This window comes from Tolypothrix sp. PCC 7601 (assembly GCF_025677855.1).
Lineage (GTDB): Bacteria > Cyanobacteriota > Cyanobacteriia > Cyanobacteriales > Nostocaceae > Aulosira > Aulosira diplosiphon.
In genome coordinates this window covers 4,093,435-4,114,910 of record NZ_CP064879.1, presented here as the reverse complement: position 1 = coordinate 4,114,910, position 21,476 = coordinate 4,093,435, and the positions used below count along the sequence as shown (strand labels likewise).

The 21,476-nt window shown below is 42.2% G+C and carries 18 protein-coding genes; 6 read left to right on the top strand and 12 right to left on the bottom strand.

The genetic code is table 11. The features are described from left to right. Positions 1-94 precede the first annotated feature (94 nt). The 3 genes from rfbA to rfbD are packed head-to-tail and all read left to right on the top strand — an operon-like array spanning position 95 to position 2,531. Entirely contained in the window at positions 95-1,069 is a 975-nt protein-coding gene (gene rfbA, locus HG267_RS17135; protein ID WP_045870013.1) for a glucose-1-phosphate thymidylyltransferase RfbA, read from the top strand. Between the two features lie 14 nt (positions 1,070-1,083). Beyond that, on the top strand, positions 1,084-1,629 hold the full coding sequence (rfbC, locus tag HG267_RS17130) for a dTDP-4-dehydrorhamnose 3,5-epimerase (RefSeq protein WP_045870014.1): 546 nt from the start codon (positions 1,084-1,086) through the stop codon (positions 1,627-1,629). Next, on the top strand, positions 1,626-2,531 hold the full coding sequence (rfbD, locus tag HG267_RS17125; protein WP_045870015.1) for a dTDP-4-dehydrorhamnose reductase: 906 nt from the start codon (positions 1,626-1,628) through the stop codon (positions 2,529-2,531). Before rfbC ends, rfbD begins: the two co-directional genes overlap by 4 nt. A 20-nt stretch (positions 2,532-2,551) precedes the next feature. On the opposite strand, the gene HG267_RS17120 is transcribed toward rfbD, so the two are convergent. Then, a complete protein-coding gene (locus HG267_RS17120; protein ID WP_045870016.1) occupies positions 2,552-2,770 on the bottom strand; it encodes a type II toxin-antitoxin system HicB family antitoxin in 219 nt (72 codons plus the stop codon). A gap of 73 nt (positions 2,771-2,843) precedes the next feature. Here HG267_RS17120 and HG267_RS17115 point away from each other — a divergent pair, with 73 nt between their 5' ends. Next, positions 2,844-3,422, top strand: a complete 579-nt coding sequence (locus tag HG267_RS17115; RefSeq protein WP_045870017.1) for a YdcF family protein — start codon at positions 2,844-2,846, stop codon at positions 3,420-3,422. A gap of 152 nt (positions 3,423-3,574) precedes the next feature. Here HG267_RS17115 and HG267_RS17110 read toward each other — a convergent pair whose 3' ends face one another. The 3 genes from HG267_RS17110 to hemF all read right to left on the bottom strand — a co-directional run bounded on the left by HG267_RS17110 (position 3,575) and on the right by hemF (position 6,628). Continuing rightward, the gene (locus HG267_RS17110; protein ID WP_045870018.1) at positions 3,575-4,426 is read right to left on the bottom strand and encodes an acyl-CoA desaturase; all 852 of its coding nucleotides are present in this window, start codon (positions 4,424-4,426) and stop codon (positions 3,575-3,577) included. Between the two features lie 191 nt (positions 4,427-4,617). After that, positions 4,618-5,379 (bottom strand): heme oxygenase (biliverdin-producing), encoded by a 762-nt coding sequence (locus HG267_RS17105; protein WP_045870019.1) that lies wholly within the window; start codon positions 5,377-5,379, stop codon positions 4,618-4,620. Positions 5,380-5,560: 181 nt separating this feature from the next. Then, on the bottom strand, positions 5,561-6,628 hold the full coding sequence (hemF, locus tag HG267_RS17100; RefSeq protein ID WP_045870020.1) for an oxygen-dependent coproporphyrinogen oxidase: 1,068 nt from the start codon (positions 6,626-6,628) through the stop codon (positions 5,561-5,563). A gap of 419 nt (positions 6,629-7,047) precedes the next feature. Here hemF and acsF point away from each other — a divergent pair, with 419 nt between their 5' ends. Beyond that, the gene (gene acsF, locus HG267_RS17095; RefSeq protein WP_045870021.1) at positions 7,048-8,124 is read left to right on the top strand and encodes a magnesium-protoporphyrin IX monomethyl ester (oxidative) cyclase; all 1,077 of its coding nucleotides are present in this window, start codon (positions 7,048-7,050) and stop codon (positions 8,122-8,124) included. A 255-nt stretch (positions 8,125-8,379) separates the two neighbouring features. On the opposite strand, the gene HG267_RS17090 is transcribed toward acsF, so the two are convergent. From HG267_RS17090 to HG267_RS17055, 8 genes are all read right to left on the bottom strand, one after another. Then, positions 8,380-8,532, bottom strand: coding sequence for a hypothetical protein (locus HG267_RS17090; RefSeq protein WP_155539183.1), 153 nt, complete (start codon positions 8,530-8,532; stop codon positions 8,380-8,382). Between the two features lie 45 nt (positions 8,533-8,577). Next, the gene (locus tag HG267_RS17085) at positions 8,578-12,792 is read right to left on the bottom strand and encodes a tetratricopeptide repeat protein (RefSeq protein ID WP_045870022.1); all 4,215 of its coding nucleotides are present in this window, start codon (positions 12,790-12,792) and stop codon (positions 8,578-8,580) included. 132 nt (positions 12,793-12,924) lie between these two features. After that, positions 12,925-13,332 (bottom strand): hypothetical protein, encoded by a 408-nt coding sequence (locus HG267_RS17080; protein ID WP_045870023.1) that lies wholly within the window; start codon positions 13,330-13,332, stop codon positions 12,925-12,927. A 293-nt stretch (positions 13,333-13,625) separates the two neighbouring features. Further along, positions 13,626-15,437: a serine/threonine protein kinase gene (locus tag HG267_RS17075; protein ID WP_045870024.1), complete on the bottom strand. Its 1,812-nt coding sequence runs from the start codon at positions 15,435-15,437 to the stop codon at positions 13,626-13,628. Positions 15,438-15,795: 358 nt separating this feature from the next. After that, on the bottom strand, positions 15,796-16,407 hold the full coding sequence (locus tag HG267_RS17070) for a hypothetical protein (RefSeq protein ID WP_045870025.1): 612 nt from the start codon (positions 16,405-16,407) through the stop codon (positions 15,796-15,798). 188 nt (positions 16,408-16,595) lie between these two features. Then, on the bottom strand, positions 16,596-17,306 hold the full coding sequence (locus HG267_RS17065) for a Uma2 family endonuclease (RefSeq protein WP_045870026.1): 711 nt from the start codon (positions 17,304-17,306) through the stop codon (positions 16,596-16,598). Between the two features lie 68 nt (positions 17,307-17,374). Beyond that, positions 17,375-17,950: a Uma2 family endonuclease gene (locus tag HG267_RS17060; protein WP_045870027.1), complete on the bottom strand. Its 576-nt coding sequence runs from the start codon at positions 17,948-17,950 to the stop codon at positions 17,375-17,377. Between the two features lie 241 nt (positions 17,951-18,191). After that, entirely contained in the window at positions 18,192-20,645 is a 2,454-nt protein-coding gene (locus tag HG267_RS17055) for an ATP-dependent Clp protease ATP-binding subunit (protein ID WP_045870028.1), read from the bottom strand. Positions 20,646-20,935: 290 nt separating this feature from the next. On the opposite strand from HG267_RS17055, the gene HG267_RS17050 reads away from it, so the two are divergent. Further along, a complete protein-coding gene (locus tag HG267_RS17050; protein WP_045870029.1) occupies positions 20,936-21,232 on the top strand; it encodes a DUF3288 family protein in 297 nt (98 codons plus the stop codon). Positions 21,233-21,476 lie beyond the last annotated feature (244 nt).

Sequence of the window (21,476 nt, the reverse complement as noted above, 5' to 3'; positions counted from 1 at the left end):
CGGAGGCTGTCATTAGTTATTTGTCATTTGTCATTAGTAACATCAGTTCAGTTTGGATAAAACCACAATCCAACATCTAAAATCTAAAATTATTATGAAAGGTATTATCTTAGCAGGTGGCTCTGGTACACGTCTTTATCCTCTGACATATGCTGTTAGTAAACAACTGATGCCAGTGTACGATAAGCCCATGATTTACTATCCCTTATCTGTATTAATGCTGGCAGGGATTCGGGAGATTTTAATTATTTCTACACCTAATGATTTACCATTATTTGAGAAAATCTTAAAAGATGGTAGCCAGTGGGGTCTGCAGTTTAGTTATGTCGCACAACCTCGTCCCGAAGGATTAGCTCAAGCGTTTATTTTAGGCAAAGATTTTATTGCTAACGAGCCAGTATGCTTAATTTTAGGTGATAACATTTTTTATGGGCATGGTTTAACAGAAGTTTTAGCTAGAGCTGCTAACCTGCAAGCAGGCGGATTAGTATTTGGGTATCAAGTAAAAGACCCCAGTCAATATGGAGTAATTGAATTTGATAGCAATGGACGGGCAATTAGTATAGAAGAAAAACCCTTAAGTCCCAAGTCTAAATATGCTGTTCCTGGGATATATTTTTATGATTCACAAGTAGGAGAAATTGCTGCTAATCTCAAACCTTCAGCCCGTAATGAATTAGAAATTACTGATTTGAATACAGTTTATTTGCAACAAAATCAACTGCAAGTAGAACTTTTGGGACGTGGATATGCTTGGCTAGATACAGGAACTCATGAATCACTACATCAGGCTGGTAACTTTATCCAAACACTAGAAGAAAGACAAGGTCTAAAAATAGCTTGTATTGAAGAAATTGCCTATCTTAAAGGATATATTGACTCAAACCAACTGCAACATTTAGCTGAACCGATGGCGAAGAGTAGTTATGGACGTTACTTGATGTCAATTTTAGAAAATGACCAAATTTATCCCACTATGGAGCAGCAAAATCAATTAGACAAATTAGATGATAGTATACCTATTGCTTCATACTATACGCCTTTATCTTTCAATAAATTTTCTGGTTAACTGAGGTGACGATAATGCAAATTACCAAGACAGAAATTCCTGATTTACTAGTCATAGAACCGCAATTATTTGGAGATGAGCGCGGTTTTTTTTATGAAAGCTATAACGAGAAAGTTTGGCGAGAAAAAGTAGGAATTAATGAGCATTTTGTCCAAGACAATCATTCTCGTTCTGGCAAAAATATCTTGCGTGGTTTGCATTATCAAATTCAGCAGCCTCAAGGTAAATTGGTGCGAGTAGTTCTAGGAAAAGTATTTGATGTAGCAGTAGATTTAAGAAAAAGCTCTAAAACTTTTGGTCAATGGGTAGCTACAGATTTAACAGCCGAAAATAAACGTCTGCTTTGGATACCACCAGGTTTTGCTCATGGCTTTTTAGTACTTTCTGAATATGCAGAATTTTTGTATAAAACTACAGAATATTACGCACCTCAACATGAACGCACTATTTTGTGGAATGACCCTGATTTAGCGATCGCCTGGCCAATTGCAGCCGAGCCAATTTTATCGGCTAAAGATAAAGCTGGTAAGTTGTTTCGAGACGCAGAGGTATATGCATGAGAATCTTATTGACGGGGGTAACTGGACAAGTCGGTTGGGAATTGCAACGCACCCTCATGACTTTAGGTGAAATCATAGCTGTAGAACGTAGCGCCAGTCATCCCAGTTTACAAATAGATTTAGCACAACCTGAAACGATTCGCCGCCTCATTAGAGATATCAAACCAGATTTAATTATCAATCCAGCAGCTTACACAGCAGTAGATAAAGCAGAATCAGAACCAGATTTAGCAATGGCAATTAATGGAATTGCACCAGGTATCATCGCTGAAGAAGCAAAGCGAATAGGTGCAGTTGTAATTCACTATTCCACAGATTATGTATTTGATGGCAATAAAACTACTGCATATACTGAGCAAGACCGACCAAATCCCCAAAATATATACGGTAAAACAAAACTAGTCGGAGAACAGGCGATCGCATCTGTTGGCGTACCGCATTTAATTTTACGTACAAGTTGGGTTTATAGCCGACGCGGAAAGAATTTTTTACTCACGATGTTAAGGCTAGCTCAAGAACGAGAAGAAATTCGAGTTGTGGAAGACCAAATTGGCGCACCTACATGGAGTCGCATGATTGCTGAAGCTACATCTCAAATTATTTCTCAAGGTTCACAAAATATATCTGAATTTTTAGCAGCTAAAGGTGGAATATATCATTTAACTGCCAGTGGTAAAACTAGCTGGTATGGATTTGCCAAAGCAATTTTTGAACTTGAGGATAAAAAAAGCGATCGCAAACTGCAAAGGTTGATTCCAATTCCCTCCCAAGAATATCCCACACCAGCCACCAGACCAGCTTATTCTTTATTAGATAGTCAAAAATTATCTGATAATTTTGGATTGGTTTTACCAGATTGGCAAAGGAGTTTAGAGTTAGTAATGGTTAAAAATAACAGCTAAATAGAGTTTTAGAATAATCATCAAGCAATTTGAAGCGTGCTAGGTTCAGGGATAGACTCACCTTCTGCTTGCCAACCTTCCAAGTACATTTCTATTACTTCCTCGCCATTACGAATTGCTTCCTCACGAGTTTTGCCGTGAGTACAAGGCATAATCACGCGATCAGCAAACTCTGGGATTGTTACTAGAAAAAGCTGATCTTCATCAGACCATTGAATAATCATGCTGTATCGACTCATCATAACTACTGGCTGAAATGCGATCGCAACTTACACAATAGTACAAGAACAGGCGATCGCTCTCACTTTAGTTATGCAACGCAAGCATTTTAAACGCTACCTACTGATATTCTGGGCGACAGTTTTAGCTGTCTGGGTAACTATCATTCCTGCTAGGATAGCGATCGCTTCTTACCAAGCTCCCATACCACAGGCAATTTTTGTCCTGGGAGGTAATTTAGAGCGGATGGAGTTTGCAGCTAAGTTTTGGCAGGTTCACCAGAATTTAAATATTTGGGTTTCTGATTTTGAATCTGGTCTTGATTTAAATCGCAGCATTTTAGAAAAATTTGGGGTTCCCAAAGAACGCTTACGTTTGGATGGCCGCGCTACAGATACAGTAACTAATTTCACGACACTGGTCGGAGATTTTGCTCGCCAGAAGTTACAGCATCTTTATCTGGTTACATCGGATTATCACATGAGACGAGCCAGAGCGATCGCAACTATTGTTTTAGGTAGCCGGGGAATTACAGTCACCCCAATCGCAGTACCTTCAAAATTATACCGAGCAGAATCACTGCAGCGAGTCTTGCGAGATTGCGCGCGATCGCTCTTGTGGATTTTTACTGGCAAAAGTGGGTCAAGTTTAAATCCTCACCTTGATAGGTAAAGTTTGGTAATGAGTAATGAGTAATGGGTAATGAGTAATGAGTAATGAGTAATGAGTAATGAGTAATGAGTAATGAGTAATGAGTAATGGGAATTTCTCCCTCATCTCCCTTGTCTCCCCAGTACCCAATCCCCAGTCCCCAATCCCCAACCTCACGATTTCACAGCCTGAACAGGTGGCATATTCAAATCTTTAGCTAAACCAACTGTTTTTAAACACCAAATAGCCCACCAAGTGATGTCAATTTCCCACCAGCGCCAGCCACACTTAACGACATGGGGATATGCATGATGATTGTTGTGCCATCCCTCGCCGTAGGTGAGAATAGCTGCCCACCAGAGATTACGGGAGTTATCGTTGATTTCAAAGGTGCGGTATCCCCACATATGGGTGACTGAGTTAATCAGCCAGGTTGTGTGCCAGAGAACAACGGCTCTGACAAATACGCCATACACGACAAAAGACCAACCACCCAATGCATACAGCAACAACGCTACTGGTAGTTGTAGTAATAAAAAGTTGCGATTTAGCCAGCGATAAAAGGAATCGCGTACTAAATCAGGTGCAAATCGCTGGTAGTAGTCATAATTGAAGAACTCTGCACGGGGATAGAAAATCCACATCATATGACTCCACCAAAAGCCTTTGCGGGCGGAGTAAGGATCTTTTTCCTCGTCTTCAGTATGAGCATGGTGCAAACGGTGTCCAGCCGCCCAAAAGATAGGCCCACCTTGTAATGATAGGGCACCTAAAATTGCGATCGCATATTCTAAAAATCTCGGCACTTTAAAGCTGCGATGGCTTAAAAGCCGATGATAGCCTAAGCAAACGCCAATACTACCAAATAACCAGTGTAGGAAAAGAGCAACGCCTACAGCAGACCAAGAAAAAAACCAGGGAGCCAAAAAAGCCAATGCATGAATAGCTCCAAAAAATAGCACACTCAGCCAATCAAGACGCAAAGGTTGGTCTTTCTCCGGCAAATTTTGTAAATTTAATCTCACGAATACTTTCCTCAACCACGAAATATAGGGGACTGGGGACTGGGGACTGGGGACTGGGGAGATAAGGGAGATGAGGGAGATGAGGGAGATGAGGGAGATGAGGGAGATGAGGGAGAAATTCCCATTACTCATTACTCATTACTCATTACTCATTACTCATTACCTATTACCCATTACCAATTACCAAATTTCTAAATACTGTAATCCAGCACTACCTCTTGTACTGCATCACTACGATGAGTATGTTCTGTGCTACCAACTTTATTTTGGCGAGTAATTAAATCGAAAATATGCTCGCCAACTACTGCTTTAACATCTGCTTCTAGCTCATGAACAAGATTTGCATTTAAAGTAAAAGCATGGTTTGCTTCGTCTACAATTTTAAGAATCATCGACTCATCTACAGGCAAAGAATTTAAAGCTTGACGGTATTGTTCTTTAAATATCCGCTTAGTTTCAGGGGTAGGAATTTGGTCAAATTCATAAATAGCAGTACCCTGAACCGTAGGTAAATCCATTGCTGAACGAGCAATTTTTCTCAATGCTTGCCCACCTGATAAATCTCCCAAATAGCGGGTATAGGAATGGGCAATCAACAACTCTGGTTGGGTATTTGCTACTTCATGAATGCAATCAACATATTCTTGAGTAGCCCTAGAAGGAACTATCAGCTTCCGCCAGTTTTCACCATAATAGAAAGCTAAATCTTTCTCTAAATTTGCTTGACGATTCAGTTCTGGGAAATACATTAAACCCACAAGTGGATGGTACTGATGGCGTTTTAATTCTGCTTCTAAAGCGCTGTAAATGAAGTAGAGATTCGCTAGGAATTTGCGAAAAAAGCTCTTTTCTACAATTCCTTGGAGAAAGCATTTCATAAACGCGGTATTTTCTGCACTGGTGTGAGAATGTTTAGTACCTTCTCGCAAGCGCATATCTAAATAGCTGCTCATAATAAATGCCCATGAAGAGAAAATTAGGACTTATATAAATTCGTAATTCGTAATACCCTGCGGGAAGCGCAAAGCGCTACGTAATTCGTAATTTGCAATTTAAAAAGTCCGATTTTATTGGGGAAATATTTTTCTTTCTTCCCCTGCTCCCTGCCCCTCTGCTTTTTTAGTTACAATTCCCTTAGCTAACAGTTTTACTCGCCCAATCTTGAGGTTGCAAAAAGATTTCGGTGAGTTGTGCTTCTGGTGAATCGGGTTCTGGTTGGTAGCAATATTCCCAGCGTGTGAGTGGTGGTAGGGACATTAATATAGATTCGGCCCTACCATCGGTTTGCAGCCCGAAAACGGTTCCTCTGTCGTACACCAAGTTAAATTCTACGTAACGACCGCGACGGTATAGTTGGAATTGGCGTTGGCGATCGCTATATTCAGTGTCTTGTCGTCGATTTACAATTGGCAAATAAGCAGGTAAAAATGCTTTACCGCAGCTTTGCACAAAGGCAAATAAATCTTCCCAATTACGTGTAACTTTTCCTACTTGCTGACTGTAGAGTGCGGCTGGAGTGTCTGTCTGGGAGGTCACATACAGGTTACCGCTACCATCTTGATAGTCAAAGAATATACCACCAATCCCTCTTTGTTCTTGGCGATGGCGCAAGTGGAAGTATTCATCACACCAGAGTTTGAAGACTGGATAATACTCTGGATGGTGTCGATCGCAAGCAGCTTTGTATGTTTGGTGAAAATGAATCGCATCCTCTGCAAAGGGATAGTAAGGTGTTAAATCTGCGCCGCCACCAAACCACCAAATTGGGCCTGCTTCAAAGTAGCGATAGTTGAGGTGTACCGTTGGTACGTAAGGATTGCGAGGATGCAGCACCATCGAGGTTCCAGTGGCAAAAAACTGATGTCCGGCTGCTTCTGGGCGTTGAGTCAAAATCGAAGGAGGTAAGGTATCGCCCCAAACTTCCGAAAAGTTGACACCACCTTGTTCAAACACTCGCCCTTCCCGAATCACACGGGTACGTCCTTCACCACCAGCTTTGCGTTCCCACCTGTCTTCATGAAATTTGGCTTCGCCATCCAGTTGTTCTAAGCCTCTGCAAATTTCATCTTGGATGTTTTGCATAAACTGCTTCACCCGTTCGCGTGAATCTGCGGGTGGTACGTTCGCTGCATTAACAGCAGGTGTTAGCACTACTGTGTGATTGATGGTTTCCTGAGAACGATTGTCTGAATGACGACCCATACTGAATCTCTCTTCAACTCTTAGTAAGCCTGATTACTTTCTTGAATTACTTTATAGTTATTGAGTTATTTTATTACAGGTCGGTTGAAAAACTTAACAAATGGAATGGGGAATGGGGAATTGGGCATTGGGCATTGGGCATTGGGCATTGGGCATTGGGTGTTTGCTATTTCCCCTCATCTCCCAGTACGGTGTGTTATGCCGTAGGCTAACGCACCGAGAGGTTTTGGCGGTGTTGGGTTACAGTGTGGTGCGTTGCGCTGCGCGACAACACACCCTACCAATTTCGAGTCCCCAGTCCCCAATCCCTAATCCCCAAATAAAGGATTGTAAATCTTTTACCCCCGGGGCTAGTCAAACAATTACACTTATCATAACTTGATAGTTATGTGATTGTTAAGCTAACTACCGGAGAACTCATGGTTAATACCTTATCCCAGTCTGCACCTAAAGAACCAAAGCAGGGAATTAAAACACCAAGCAAAGAAACCGTATTGACTCCCCGGTTTTACACTACAGATTTTGAAAAAGCCGCTAGTCTGGATCTCTCTGCTCAGGACACGGAGTTGCAGGCGATGCTAGCAGAAATGCGGGCAGATTACAATCGTCACCATTTTGTTAGGGATGAGACGTTTGCACAGTCTTGGGAACATATTGAACCAGAAGCACGCCAGTCGTTTATTGAGTATTTAGAACGTTCTTGTATTTCTGAGTTCTCTGGATTTTTGCTGTTTAAAGAACTTTCACGCAAGCTGAAAAATCGCAATCCTCTGTTGTCGGAAATGTTTAATTTGATGGCGCGTGATGAAGCGCGTCATGCGGGATTTTTGAATAAAGCTATGGGCGATTTTAAATTGTCGCTGGATTTGGCTGATATTACTAAAAGACGCACTTATACCTTTTTCCCAATTGAGTGGGTAATTTACACAGTTTATCTATCAGAAAAAATTGGCTATTGGCGTTACATTATTATTTATCGTCATTTGCAGAAGCACCCAGAAAACCAGTTTTATCCAATTTTCCGCTACTTTGAAAGTTGGTGTCAGGACGAAAACCGTCATGGGGATATATTCAAAGCTTTATTACGTTCCCAACCCCAATTATGGAAAACCTGGAAATCTAGATTGTGGAGTCGCTTTTTCTTGTTATCGGTATTTGCTACCCACACTTTAACAGTTCACGAACGGACAGGATTTTATCATTCATTAGGGCTTGATGCGAGAGAATTTGACCGCCAAGTTGTTTGCGAAACTAATGAAACTGCTGGACGTGCTTTTCCGGTGATGCTAAATACCGAACATCCCAAGTTTTTCTCGCGTTTGCATCGCTGCTCAGATTACAACTTAAAATTGGTGGAAATTGACCGCAGTTCTCAACCTAAATTTGTGAAATTAATTCGGAAAATCCCCTTTGTGACGGCTATTGTTTGGAATCTATTGCTGCTTTACTTGATTAAACCTATCGATACCGAAGCTTTGCGGGGACAAGTTTGTTAGATATAGCGGTTATCGGTTGAGTGCTATACATTCCGGAGGGCATGGCAGTGCCTATGCCCCTACAAGGGACGATATAATTTTGTATTGCATTTAAACCAGAAGCACTATATTTGAGGCGATCGCGCTTCCTCATTTCGGTAAAACAAGTTTACTCGTGCAACCCTATACTATGTAGAGATTGTTCCGCAGTCTCTACATTTTTTTACCTCTGAGCGATCGCACTTTCCCATCGTATTGAACTGCGATCGCGCTTCCTCATTTCGGTAAAACAAGTTTACTCGTGCAACCCTTTTTTACGTCTGAGCGATCGCACTTTCCCATCGTATTGAACTGCGATCGCAGTTTAGCATTTTCTAAAAGTAAGGTAGTAGGTAAATTATGAAGCGTTGGCAGCAATAGAGTTGTCATAGTAATTCTATGAAATCTTGTGAGTGACTATAGCGTATATCTTTTTCACCCCCGAAACCAACCACGAACCCAACGCCACAACCGCCGCCACCACCCCCAAAACCCACGCCGAGAAACTACAGGTGCTTTTGGTTGCGAAAGACGCTCAATTGCATTGTTGCAATCTTGCACATCAGCATCAAGTTTCATTGTCTGATATAGGTTACGCGCATTGCGATAAGCACCCAGCGCGTCTGCTTCTCGATTGGCGTTTTCCAAAGATAAACCTAAATTAAACCAGGTGTTTGCTTCCCCTTGAATATCGCCGATCTCCCTTTTGATATCCATTGACTGCTGGTAAAAATCAATCGCCTGTTGGTACTTTCCCAGGGACTTGTAAGCAATGCCCAAATTGCTTAAGGAATTACCTTCGCCATTGCGATCGCCAATTTCCCTAGCGATGGCTAAAGACTGTTGGTAAAACTCAATCACTCGTTGGTATTCTCCCAGAGAGTCGTAAGCATTACCCAAATTAGCTAAGGATTTGCCTTCAGTATTGCGATCGCCAATTTCCCTAGCAATGGCTAAAGACTGCTGATAGAACTCAATCGCCTGTTGGTACTGTGCCAAATAATTGTAAGCATTACCTAAATTCATTAAGGATAAGCCTTCAGTATTGCGATCGCCAATTTCCCTAGCAATGGCTAAAGACTGCTGGTAGAACTCAATCGCCTGTTGGTACTGTGCCAAATAGTTGTAAGCATTACCTAAATTCATTAAGGATAAGCCTTCAGTATTGCGATCGCTTATCTCCCTAGAAATTTCTAAAGACTGCTGCAAAAACTCAATTGCTCGTTGGTACTGCCCCAAGTAGTTGTAAGCATTACCCAAATTAGCTAAGGATTTGCCTTCAGTATTGCGATCGCTTATCTCCCTAGCAATGGTTAAAGACTGCTGGTAAAGATCAATCGCCTGTTGGTATTGTCCCAAATAGTTGTAAGCATTACCTAAATTCATTAAGGATAAGCCTTCAGTATTGCGATCGCTTATCTCCCTAGAAATTTCTAAAGACTGCTGCAAAAACTCAATCGCTCGTTGGTACTGCCCCAAGTAGTTGTAAGCGTTACCCAAATTAGCTAGGGATTTGCTTTGTAAATTATAATCGCCTATCTCCCCAGAAATTTCCAAAGACTGTTGGTAGAGCTCAATTGCCTGTTGGTGCTTTCCTAAATATAAGTAAGCATTACCTAAATTCATTAGTGATAAGCCTTCAGTATTGCGATCACCTATCTCCCCAGAAATTTTCCAACCCTGCTGGAAGAACTCAATCGCCCGTTGGTACTGCCCTAAGTAATTGTAAGCATTACCCAAATTTATTAAGGATAAGCCTTGTGTATTACGATTGCCAATCTCTGCAGAAATTTCCAAGGACTGCTGCAAAAACTCAATTGCTCGTTGGTAATGTCCCAGGGATAAGTAAGCATTACCTAAATTACCTAAGCATAAGCCTTGTGTCTTACGATCACCAATTTCCCTAGCGATGACTAAAGAATTGTGGGAAAACTCAATCGCCTGTTGGTACTGCCCCAAATAATTGTAAACATTACCCAAATTCATTCCCAAATTCATTAAGGATAAGCCTTCTACATAGTGATCGCCAATTTCTTTAGCGATATTCAAAGACTGCTCGAAAAACTCAATAGCCTGTAGGTGCTGCCCCAAGTCATTGTAAGCATTACCCAAATTCATTAAGGATTTGCCTTCGGTATAGCGATCGCCAATCTCCCTAGATATCGCCAAAGACTGCTGCAACAATTCAATCGCCTGTTGATATTCTTCCAGGGAGTAGTAAGCAAGACCCAAATTGTTTAAGGATTTGCCTTCAGTATTGCGATCGCCAATCTCCCTAGATATCGCCAAAGACTGCTGCAACAATTCAATCGCTTGTGAGTATTGTCCCTGGTACAAGTCAGCAAAACCCAAACTAGCTAAGGATTTGCCTTGTGAATTGCGATCACCAGTCTCCCTAGATATATTCAAAGACTGCTCAAAGAAATTTATCGCCCGTTGGTACTCTCCCAGGGATAAGTAAGCATTACCCAAATTCATTAAAGATAAGCCTTCAGTATAGCGATCGCCAATTTCCCTACCAATTTCCAAACCCTGCTGCAAAAACTCTATTGCCTGTTTGTACTGTCCCAGGTATAAGGAAGCATTACCTAAATTAGCTAAGGATTTGCCTTGTAAATTGAGATCGCCAGTCTCTCTAGCAATAACTAAAGACTGCTGAAAGAACTCAATCGCCTGTTGGTATTCTCCTAAGCATAAGTAAGTATTACCTAAATTGCCTAAGCATAAGCCTTCGTTATAGCGATCACCAATATCCCTAGCAATGGCTAAAGACTGCTGCAACAATTCAATCGCCTGTTTGTACTCTCCCAAGTAGTTATAAGCATTACCTAAATTCATTAGTGATAAGCCTTGTGAATTGCGATCACTCATCTCCTTTTTGATTTCCAAAGACTGCTGATAGAATTTAATCGCCTGATTGTAGTGTCCCAGGGAAGAGTAAGCATTACCTAAATTGTTTAGAGAATAACTTTCGCGATTGCGATCGCCAATTTCCTTCAATATCTCCAAAGACTGCTGGTAGTACTCAATGGCCCGTTGGTACTGTCCTAGACAAACATAAGCATTGCCTAAATTCCCCAAAGAAACAGCTTCGTCATTGCGATCGCCTATCTCCTTAGATATTTCCAAAGACTGCTGGTGGAACTCAATCGCCCGTTGGTACTGTCCCAGGGAGTTGTAAGCATTGCCTAATGAAGTGAGAGAAGCATCATATTTCCAATTTTTTCTATCGCCAATTTCTTCCCATTTACTTATCAACTGCCCATATAATTCTACTTTCTCTACATAATGACCCCGCAAAGTTAAAAAATCATCGCAAACTTGAAGTGCATCAAAGGCAGAGTTATAATTTTGCAACTGATAAAAGTGATGAACGATTTCTAAGTATTCTTTTACATCATCTTTTGTTGTCCAAGGCGGTTGTTTAGCAATTAAGCGATAATAATCAATGACTCGTTGATGCGCCTCTGTCTGATCGCCAGCTTTATACCGCACATAGTCTAACACCACAGGCTGAAACTCAAACCGCCGCTTACCATTGAGTTTTTCTACCAATAAAGAACGCTTAACAATATTCCTTAATTCTCCCTCAATCTCTGCTGCTGAATTTCCTGGCAACAACGCCACGGCTGCTGTACTATCAACTGCACCACGATAAACACTAATATTCAGCAGTAAAGCCTTTTGTAACTCATTCAATCTATTAAAACTGGCATCTAATACCAACACCATCCCCACATTTGTCCGATGATGCACACCTACTACTTGGGAATCTGTCAACAACTGCCGCAAATTCCCTAAACCTAAATCTGCTAATCTGCTTAAATCTGGGTCTTGGGGATATTCTTCTTTTAATAAATCAGCTACCAATCGCAACAGCAGGGGATGTCCATCTACTAATTCAACAAACTCGGCTAAATCTCCCCGAATTCCTAATGCTGTTAACAGTGCTACCCCTTCATCTACTTGCAAACCTTTCAAAGGTAGCCACTCAAAGCCTTTTAATTCTGGTCTTTCTCTAGTGGTGACTATTACCTTACTATTACCGCCAAATTCCATCCAAGCGTTGAAAAATTCGCCGTAGAATAGACTTCCCCATTGTCTATTCGGTTGTAATAAACTCTCCAGGTTGTCAATAATCAGTAAAAATTCACCACTGCGTAAACACCTCACCAGCGCTTCTACTAACTGCGCTTCTTCTTCTGGAACTGTAAAGCCAAATTCACGGAGTACTTGACGGGCTAAATCGCTAAAACTTGCCCCATTACTCACATCAGCCCAAAATCGTTTGGGGAAAGCTGCAATTTCCTCATAAATTTTCGCTGCCAGCATCGATTTACCCGCGCCACCGATGCCTTCTATGCCAATTAAAAAGGTATTGTTATCAGTTAACCACTGCTGTATTTGGGCAATTTCTGTTTTGCGTCCTTGCCAATAAGCCAAACTTTTCTGCGGGTTCCCAGCTTTGAGAACCCCAGGCGATTCTGCTTTGGTACTGCTTTCTAGCTGAACCAGAATTTGAACTTGTTCTGCTGTGAGATGAAAATTCTCAGTATCAACATGACCAATTTGAGTTAATTTACTCTCATCTTGGGCAGTTCCCTCTAAATTGATGATTTTTGCCTGATTGGGGTTTGGTTCTTCCACCATAGGGAATTGGCGCTGTTAAATAAAAAGATTAATCTCACGCATTCGACGCAGTCGTTCCTGCAGGGTAGACGCAAAGACGCAAAGTCAGGTGAAACTCCCCGTACCTTTGCGTTACCTTGCGCCTCTGTGCGTTTAAAAACTCACTTCGTTAGCTTCAATCTTCCCTACTTGCTTGACGCTGCTGTTGTCGTAAGCATTAGCACTGATGGCAATATTATCACCAGGTTTATCAGAAGATGCTTGCAAAATCTTGGCGATTTCCTCCGCCAGTGCTGTATCTGCATCCAAAATCTTCTTGATTTGCACTCGCAAGCTGGCTTGTAAATCCTCATCATCTGGATTTTGCGCCACATCCGCCGCCGCTTCTTTGGCTGCTTCCTTCGCCTCTACTTTGGGATGTAACTTAGCCCAAATAGCTTTCGCTTTATTCCACCCATCCTCACCAACTTTCTGCGATGCGCCTTCTATGGCTTTATTACCCACATTCAACAGAAATGGCAGACAAGGCGCGAGAAATTTAACAATTAAAGCTATATCCATACATTTACGCGGTTTAACCACTGTTATTTATACAATGGTATGTTAGCGCATTACGAAATAGGCATTTGTCATTTGTCATTGGTTACAGCAATGCTAGAAGCGCTACCAAAAGTGTTACCGCCAACTGGCAATCAAAACGATGGACTATACAGTTAATAGCAAGTCAAACCAGAAACCCTTAAAGGCAAGTCAAGAACTTGTCTCAAAAAAGAGCTAAGTTAAACACGCAAAATTAATTAAAGTCATTGGTTGCGTTCCTACCAATGCCCAATGCCCAATGCCCCATGCCCTTACTAATTAGCTTTCTGCTCGTTAGTTTGAGGAGATTTCAATTGCGGATATATATAGATAGCTGTCACTAAAGCAAACCCAACAGCAAAAGCCACTCCTAAAATTAACCAAAAATTGCGCGCAGGTTTCTGTGTAGCTGAATTAGTGGTGCGGCGTTGAAAAATTGTACTGCCATGTAGCACTGGTTCGCCATTAGGCGAAGATACAGGACGGGATTGAATTGTCCCTTCTGGCTCAGGCTGGGGTACAGGACGGTTTTGAAACATTGTCCGCTCTGGTGTAGGCGGGGTTACAGGCCTTGTTTGAAAAATTGTACCTTCTGGTTGATTGGATGCGATCGCTGTTTGTGGCGGCGTATTTGACTCTGCTTCACCGGGATGCTGCACCGGTTGCGGACGCAGAATGGTTTCTTCTTGTCCCCAGCTTGGTTCTGTGGGCTTTAGGGGACGCAGAATAGTTGGTTGATCTGCACCGGGATGTTGTACGGGTTGCGATCGCAAAATAGTCTCTTCTTGCCCCCAGATTGGTTCTGTTGGTTGCAAAGGACGCAGAATTGTCGGTTCTTCTCCACCCGGATGCTGCACGGGTTGCGGACGCAGAATGGTTTCTTCTTGTTCCCAGATTGGTTCTGTGGGTTGCAAAGGACGCAGAATTGTCGGTTCCTCTCCACCAGGATGTTGCACGGGTTGAAAGCGGAGAATGGTTTCTTCTTGGTCTTGCCCAGACAAAGGCACAGTCGGAGGTAAAGTATCTTCAAGTCGAGTTGGTTCTACAGGCTGGTGCGATCGCTCTATTGTTTTGTGCTTCACCACTGATTTTGGTACAGTAGGATGTAGCCCAATCTCTTCTTGATACTCGGCACTCACATACCCCACTACTGATTTAGCAACGGTTTGTAAAGCCTGACTAAGTTCTTCAACAGTACTAAAGCGGTTATCTGGATTTTTGTGTAAACACTTGAGAATGACAGCTTCTAGCTGTATAGAAAAATACTCACAACCTGGTTGCGATCGCAATGACTTTGGTGGTTCATAAGCATGAGCTAGCACCCAAGATGCTTCGCTAATATTATTGGCATTCTCGCTTAAACCAAAGGGGTCTGCACCACTCAACATTTCATAGAGGATCAGTCCCAAGCTGTAAATATCTGCCCGCGCATCTAGGTTTTCATCGCTTTGGATTTGTTCTGGTGCAGCGTAACGGAATGTACCAATAAATGTATTTGTGATATTGGTTTGTTCTGAAGATTCATGGCGAATTTTCGCCACCCCAAAATCTAAAATCTTTACCCACTCTCCCAAATCTGTGGGCACAAGAAAGATATTGTCGGGTTTTAAATCCCGATGGATAACTTGAATATGTTCGGAGGTTTTGCCACCTTCCCGTTGTAAAGTCACTCCCGCATGAGCTAGCTGTAGTCCCTTGCAAACTTGAGCCATAATACTCACAGTTCGCTCTACAGATAACCGCTTTTCTTTGAGCAGCACGTGGCGTAAGGTTTGCCCGCGCAGATACTCCATCACATAGAATGGATAGCCTTCTTCTGTAACTCCACAATCACTGATTTTGACAATATGGTCACTTTGCAGCGCTGCACAAACAGATATTTCTCGCTCAAAGCGCTTTCTCATCTCAGTTGAAGCTACCAGCGTATCTTTGAGTAACTTCAAGGCTACCTGCTGACCGACACGCGTATCTGTTGCTAGGAATACTTCTCCCATGCCACCACCAGCTAACCGTTTGTCTAAACGGTATCGCTGGTTATCACCTATAAAGCGCCCATGCCAGGAGTTTGATGATGGTAGGGATGTCATCTGATGGAACCCATCCTACTTACTTTAATGTTTTAGTTGGCAACCAAAATAAACCTTTCTCTTATGGCAAATTTCTTTACCTAAGAATCATCAGATACGAGTATGTTTTATTACTGATGTGTATCTACTGATTTACGTTCAGCTTAACATAATCATAACTTCAAGCTCTGAGAGTTGTTTTCGCCAAATGCTTAATAAAACCTTACAAGCAAGACTAATGTGAGTATCAATTAGTTCCCCCTGTGAGGCTTTAGGGATGAGGGATAGCAAGTTTAACGAGCGATCGCTTTTGATTGTGCCCCTAAGTTATTGCTTTTGGTCAATATTGAGTGCGATCGCTCCAACCCTTAGGGTAGGCTTAGACAGCGATAATACCGACTAAAATTTTTACCAGTGTTAATAAATCTTCTGGCGCTTGATAGCGTTTTTGGTCTTGCATAACTTGACGATTTGCGCGATCGTAGATGCCAAAACGCCAATCTTCCCCAGTAGTCACGGCTCCATATAGAAACTGAGATGTAGATTTAGTCCATTGATCCAGCGCAATTAATTCAATAGCAAGTTGAGTAAATCCTCTAACTAAATCTGATTGTTTGGCTTCAATAACTAATAAATTTTGATGTGCTGCAATATAGTAGTCGAGAGTTCCTTTAAGATATTCATTGACAGCAATAGAATATTCTATATTCAACCGCTGATTCGTTAATGTACATACCTCAAATAAAATTGGGCCAATTAACGCTTCCCTTCTAGTAGTTTCATTCACCAGGTCAATGTGGGATAAATTCCGTTGCAGTTGCTGTTGTAAAAATTGTATGTCTAAATTTTCTGAATATTGAGGTAAAATCAGATTTTCTCGTGCAATATTACAGTTTAATTCAGCCAAAATATCATCAATAGTAAATGGTAATTCAAAATATTTACTAAAAGTATAAGATTCACCTGCTTTTAAAATCCTGCGGAAACTCATAACAACTCTCAACCAAACTTATTTTACTTATCTATATATTTTTTATATTATTAGTCCCTGGCTCTGAGAATTACTCTGCATTCATTTGCTTGGGCTGCAAGATACCCGAATTCTTCAAGAAGTCGAGTATCTGAATATTCCCAAATTCTCCTAATTTTTACGATGAACCACTAGGATACAGAATAATATTACTCAGGTAATTCACCAAACCTTTCTCGATAACGAGCCAGTATAGCTTCCATTTCTGCAAGTTGCTGTTCGGCTTTTTGGCGTTGTTCTTGCTCTTGCTGTGCTGCTTCTGCTGGCGTGGGTATCAGTTTTCCATCAGCCGAGAAAAAGCGCAATTTTGATTCATGAATTCCCAAATATAACCCTAATTGCTGACTCCATAACAAACCATCTGCATTTGTTTGCAGTGGTTGATAATGTCCATCTAATAAATGAAAACCTTGAAATTCTAAACTTTCAGGGTCAAACCAAAAATAGTCAGGAGTCCGCCAAATATCTTGATAAATTTCTTTTTTCAAACCTCTATCAGTCGCGGCTGTTTTGTCAGAAAGAATCTCGACAATCACATTAGGATATTTACCATCTTCTTCCCAAACTACCCAGCTTTTGCGTATTTTCCGCTCGGTATTTAACACTACAAAAAAATCAGGGCCGCGAAATTGCTCAGACTTGCGCTGACGGGGACTGTAATAAACTGTCATATTTCCACAAGCATAGAAATCTTGACGTTCTTTCCAGCACCATTCCAAACACTCAATTAGTAGCAGTATTTGCCGCAAATGTAGTTCTGTTTCCAAAGGCGGTTCATCACTGTATAAGTCACCAGGAGGAAATATAACATCTTCTGGTGCGTCTTCTGAAATTATGACTAAATCTTGAGCAGAAGACATAATAATTTTTGATTCACGACTATCAATAACAGATAAATTTTAGTTTAACGCAATTAATTGGTATCACTTTAATTGCTGGCTGTAAATATTTGATTTGTTGTCAGTTCAAGTTCTCCAAATAAGGGCGAACAGATGCGGTTTTCACCTGTAAAAGTATTGAATTCTGTGTAAACATTACCAGTAAGTTCTAAGATTAAAACTGTTTCCAGTTGGGGATCTACTATCCAGTATTCAGGAATTTCTCTATCCTGGTATTGTATGCGTTTGGCTATGTAGTCTCGGTCACGCTGTAACTCACCAGGGCTGACGATTTCAATCACAAGTAAAGGGGGAGCCATTGACAGTCTAAGAGTATTACGTTGCTCTAACTGCTGAATATGTTCAGTGCGGATAATAGTTAAATCAGGGTAACGATTTCGCGGTTCTCCTCGTACTTCTAGTTCTAGCCCGTGGGGTCTTACTCTCAGATGACCGACTATGGCAGCAAATTTTAGCAGCAAGAAAACCGCGATCGCAATATTTTTTCCCGATTCTGGCGGCACTTCGATCAACTCTCCGTTAAATAGCTCATACAGCTTCTCCGTTCCATCATCGTAGGTCAGGTACTCTTCAAAGCTTTGAAACTGTTGTTTGGCTTGGGTCATAGTGTGAGTCCAATCTGCCCATTCACGTTTATATTATTCCACGCTCCACCCAGAATCTATTGGCGTTAGTCATCTAATTAAACAAGCCCCAAAAAAAACCCTGGTATTGCTACCAGAGTTTTAAAGAGCTATTACCATTTCACTACATTTTTGTCAAGAATACTCCTCTCTTGCTTTCTCTGCGGCAGGCAGGATTGCAATAGTTCTCCTATCTTACCGCAAAAGTGACATGGTATAAATATTAGCCAACATTTGCTAAGAGTAATTCGCGTTGTTCAGATTTACGAACTTGCACTTGACCGTCATCGTCAACATCTACAATCGCTGTGTCGCCATTGGTGATTTGACCAGACAGTAGCGCTTCTGCAAGAGAATCTTCCAACAGGCGCATAATGGCTCGACGTAAAGGTCTGGCACCGTAGCTGGGGTTGTAGCCTTCTTGTACTACCCTTTCTTTGAAGCGATCGCTCACTTCTAAAGTAATGCCTTTTTCTGTCAAGCGGCCTGCAACTTCGCGTAATAAGATATCGGCAATTTGTGTAACTTCACCCTTAGAAAGCTGGGTAAAGACGATAATCTCATCAAGACGGTTGAGGAACTCTGGACGGAAGTATGCTTTGAGTTCTTCGTTCACCAAGCTACGGATGCGGTTGTAACTAGCATCGGCTGCATTGTCGAAGTCGAAGCCTAATCCACCGCCACCTTTTTCAATTACCTTAGAACCAATATTAGAGGTCAAGATAATTAAGGTGTTCTTGAAGTCCACTTTCCGACCTTTAGCATCGGTAAGGTGTCCATCATCCAAGAGTTGCAGCAGCATATTGAATACATCGGGGTGCGCTTTTTCGATTTCGTCGAATAGCAGCACTGTGTATGGTTTGCGCCGCACGGCTTCTGTTAGCTGTCCGCCTTCGTCGTAACCTACATAACCTGGAGGTGAACCAATCAGCTTAGATACTGTATGGCTTTCCATGTATTCGGACATATCAAGGCGAATCATGGCTTCTTCGGAGCCGAAGAAGTAAGCTGCCAAGGCTTTAGCTAATTCTGTCTTACCAACACCTGTGGGGCCGGAGAAGATAAAGCTAGCTATGGGGCGATTGGGGTTCTTTAAGCCAACTCTGGCGCGACGGATGGCGCGAGATACGGCGGTAACTGCTTGTTCTTGACCGATGAGTCTTTGGTGCAGTGTGTCTTCTAAGTGCAACAGTAGCTCGGATTCTGATTCTGTGAGCTTGTTGACTGGTACACCAGTCCAGGAAGCGACGATTTGGGCAATATCTTCTTCATCGACAACGGGACTTTTTCCTGGTGTTCCTGCTTCTGTCTCAGCGTAGAGTTTGTTTTGCAGTTCCAACTCTTGATCGCGTAGGTTACCTGCTTTGTCAAAATCTTGGACTCTGACAGCTTCTTCTTTGGCTTTGGTCACGCCAGCGAGTTCACGCTTCAGTTCTTTGTTAGAAGATAACTGAGAGTTCCTCAAGCGGACGCGAGAACCTGCTTCATCGATCAAGTCTATGGCTTTATCAGGTAAGAAGCGATCGCTAATATAGCGGTCTGACAATTCGGCTGCGGCTACTACAGCTGCGTCGGAAATTGTCACTTTATGGTGTTGCTCATAAGCTCCCCGCAAGCCGTAGAGAATTTCGATAGTTTCTTCTACAGTGGGTTCGCCAACCATAATCGGTTGGAAACGCCGCTCAAGGGCTGCATCTCGTTCAATGTGCTGACGATATTCATCCAAGGTGGTTGCGCCCACACATTGCAGTTCGCCTCTAGCTAAAGCAGGTTTGAGGATATTGGCTGCATCTAAGCCGCCTTCTGTACCCCCAGCACCAACTAGAGTGTGAATTTCATCAATTACCAGGATGATATTGCCGACAGAGCGAATTTCATCAACAATTTTCTTGATGCGTTCTTCAAAGTCGCCACGGAAGCGAGTTCCCGCAACTAGCAAGCCCATATCTAGGCTAATAACTTGCTTGTCTTGCAGAACTTCCGGCACATCTTGATTGATAATACGTTGAGCTAGACCTTCGGCGATCGCAGTTTTACCAACGCCGGGTTCACCAATTAAGACAGGATTGCTTTTAGTTCTACGTCCGAGAATTTGAATAGCACGTTCAATTTCTTTATCGCGGCCGACAATTGGGTCGAGTCTGCCTTCTTGTGCTAATTTTGTAAGATTTCTACCAAATTCTTCCAGGCTGAGAGTTTGGGTACGCTTTTGACCACCATTACCTGCGGCGAAAACTGTGGTGTTGTCACCTAAGTGGCGAACTACAGCAGCGCGGACGCTTTTGAGGTCAACCCCCAGATTTTGCAGTACTTTGGCGGCTACACCTTCACCAGCCTCGGTTAAACCTAAAAGTAAGTGTTCTGTATTAATGTAGTTGTGCCCCAAACTATGGGCTTCTTTAAATGATTGCTCAAAGAGGCTTTTTACTTTAGGAGTAAAAGGAATTTCTGGTGGTACAAACCCAGAACCCCTACCAATAATTTTTTCAACCTCTCGACGTGCTTCTTTAAGAGTAACGCCCAATTCGGTCAGCACTTTAGCAGCAACCCCAGTTCCTTCTCCCATCAGCCCGAGGAGAATTTGCTCTGTTCCTACAAAGTTGTGTCCCAGGCGACGTGCCTCCTCCTGAGCTAGCATAATTACTTTAATTGCTTCGGAAGTGAAGTGTTCAAACATAGCGGGTTATTGCTCCCTTGCTGCTTGGACTTTGGGTGAAATAATATATCACCCTCATCTAAAGTTTCATGTATTTTCTTAATGACAATGTATCTTTATTTAAAGTTGAATGACAGTAGTGAGAGCCGTAAGAGTTCAGGTGTGGTAGCCGTCAGTAAGAATAGTGAGTTTCGTCAGCTTTCCAGCATTAGTAACAAATTTGACAGAGGTTGCTGATTTTTCAGTGGTCTTTGATGTACCTTTGCTCTTAGATAGACTTAAAACGCAGGAATCAGAACATAGGATTTACCATGACTGAAGCATCTGGCGGTAAAGACCAACAGCATCCCCTACAAAACCGCGATCGCCCTACTATTGATATTTTACTTGCTCAAGAGGCGACAGACTATAATTTAGCAGAACTGGCTCGGTTGTGGATACGGTATCAAGGCTTTCCCGGTGCTAGAGACATCCAGCAAGGCTTAAATAAAGTCTTACAGCACTGGGGTTTGAGCGAAGCTGAATTATTTGCTAAGACTCGCCAACTTCATGATGTCGGCGGAATTTATAAAAGTCGCGGTAAGAAAGAAGAGCAAGATTGGAATTAAATATTGGGCATGGGGCATTGGGCATGGGGCATGGGGCATTGGTAATTGGTAATTGGTAATTGGTAATTGGTAATTGGTAATTGGTAATTGGTAATTGGGGGCTTGGTGTTTGTCATTAATTATTTCTCCCCCTGCTCCCTCATCTCCAATCCCTAATCCCCAGTCCCCATTACCCCTTATCCCCAGAGGGGGCCCCGAGTTCCCCAATCCCCAGTCCCAACCGTATGTGCTAAAACAACTGAGA

Excerpts from the sequence above, each read along its gene's own strand:
- acsF (WP_045870021.1), top strand. The coding sequence starts at position 7,048 with ATGGTTAATACCTTATCCCAGTCTGCACCTAAAGAACCAAAGCAGGGA.
- rfbD (WP_045870015.1), top strand. The coding sequence starts at position 1,626 with ATGAGAATCTTATTGACGGGGGTAACTGGACAAGTCGGTTGGGAATTG.
- HG267_RS17055 (WP_045870028.1), bottom strand. The coding sequence starts at position 20,645 with ATGTTTGAACACTTCACTTCCGAAGCAATTAAAGTAATTATGCTAGCT.
- HG267_RS17065 (WP_045870026.1), bottom strand. The coding sequence starts at position 17,306 with ATGTCTTCTGCTCAAGATTTAGTCATAATTTCAGAAGACGCACCAGAA.
- HG267_RS17075 (WP_045870024.1), bottom strand. The coding sequence starts at position 15,437 with ATGACATCCCTACCATCATCAAACTCCTGGCATGGGCGCTTTATAGGT.
- HG267_RS17070 (WP_045870025.1), bottom strand. The coding sequence starts at position 16,407 with ATGAGTTTCCGCAGGATTTTAAAAGCAGGTGAATCTTATACTTTTAGT.
- HG267_RS17050 (WP_045870029.1), top strand. The coding sequence starts at position 20,936 with ATGACTGAAGCATCTGGCGGTAAAGACCAACAGCATCCCCTACAAAAC.
- HG267_RS17060 (WP_045870027.1), bottom strand. The coding sequence starts at position 17,950 with ATGACCCAAGCCAAACAACAGTTTCAAAGCTTTGAAGAGTACCTGACC.
- HG267_RS17115 (WP_045870017.1), top strand. The coding sequence starts at position 2,844 with ATGCAACGCAAGCATTTTAAACGCTACCTACTGATATTCTGGGCGACA.
- HG267_RS17105 (WP_045870019.1), bottom strand. The coding sequence starts at position 5,379 with ATGAGCAGCTATTTAGATATGCGCTTGCGAGAAGGTACTAAACATTCT.
- HG267_RS17120 (WP_045870016.1), bottom strand. The coding sequence starts at position 2,770 with ATGAGTCGATACAGCATGATTATTCAATGGTCTGATGAAGATCAGCTT.
- rfbC (WP_045870014.1), top strand. The coding sequence starts at position 1,084 with ATGCAAATTACCAAGACAGAAATTCCTGATTTACTAGTCATAGAACCG.
- HG267_RS17085 (WP_045870022.1), bottom strand. The coding sequence starts at position 12,792 with ATGGTGGAAGAACCAAACCCCAATCAGGCAAAAATCATCAATTTAGAG.
- rfbA (WP_045870013.1), top strand. The coding sequence starts at position 95 with ATGAAAGGTATTATCTTAGCAGGTGGCTCTGGTACACGTCTTTATCCT.
- hemF (WP_045870020.1), bottom strand. The coding sequence starts at position 6,628 with ATGGGTCGTCATTCAGACAATCGTTCTCAGGAAACCATCAATCACACA.
- HG267_RS17090 (WP_155539183.1), bottom strand. The coding sequence starts at position 8,532 with ATGACAACTCTATTGCTGCCAACGCTTCATAATTTACCTACTACCTTA.
- HG267_RS17080 (WP_045870023.1), bottom strand. The coding sequence starts at position 13,332 with ATGGATATAGCTTTAATTGTTAAATTTCTCGCGCCTTGTCTGCCATTT.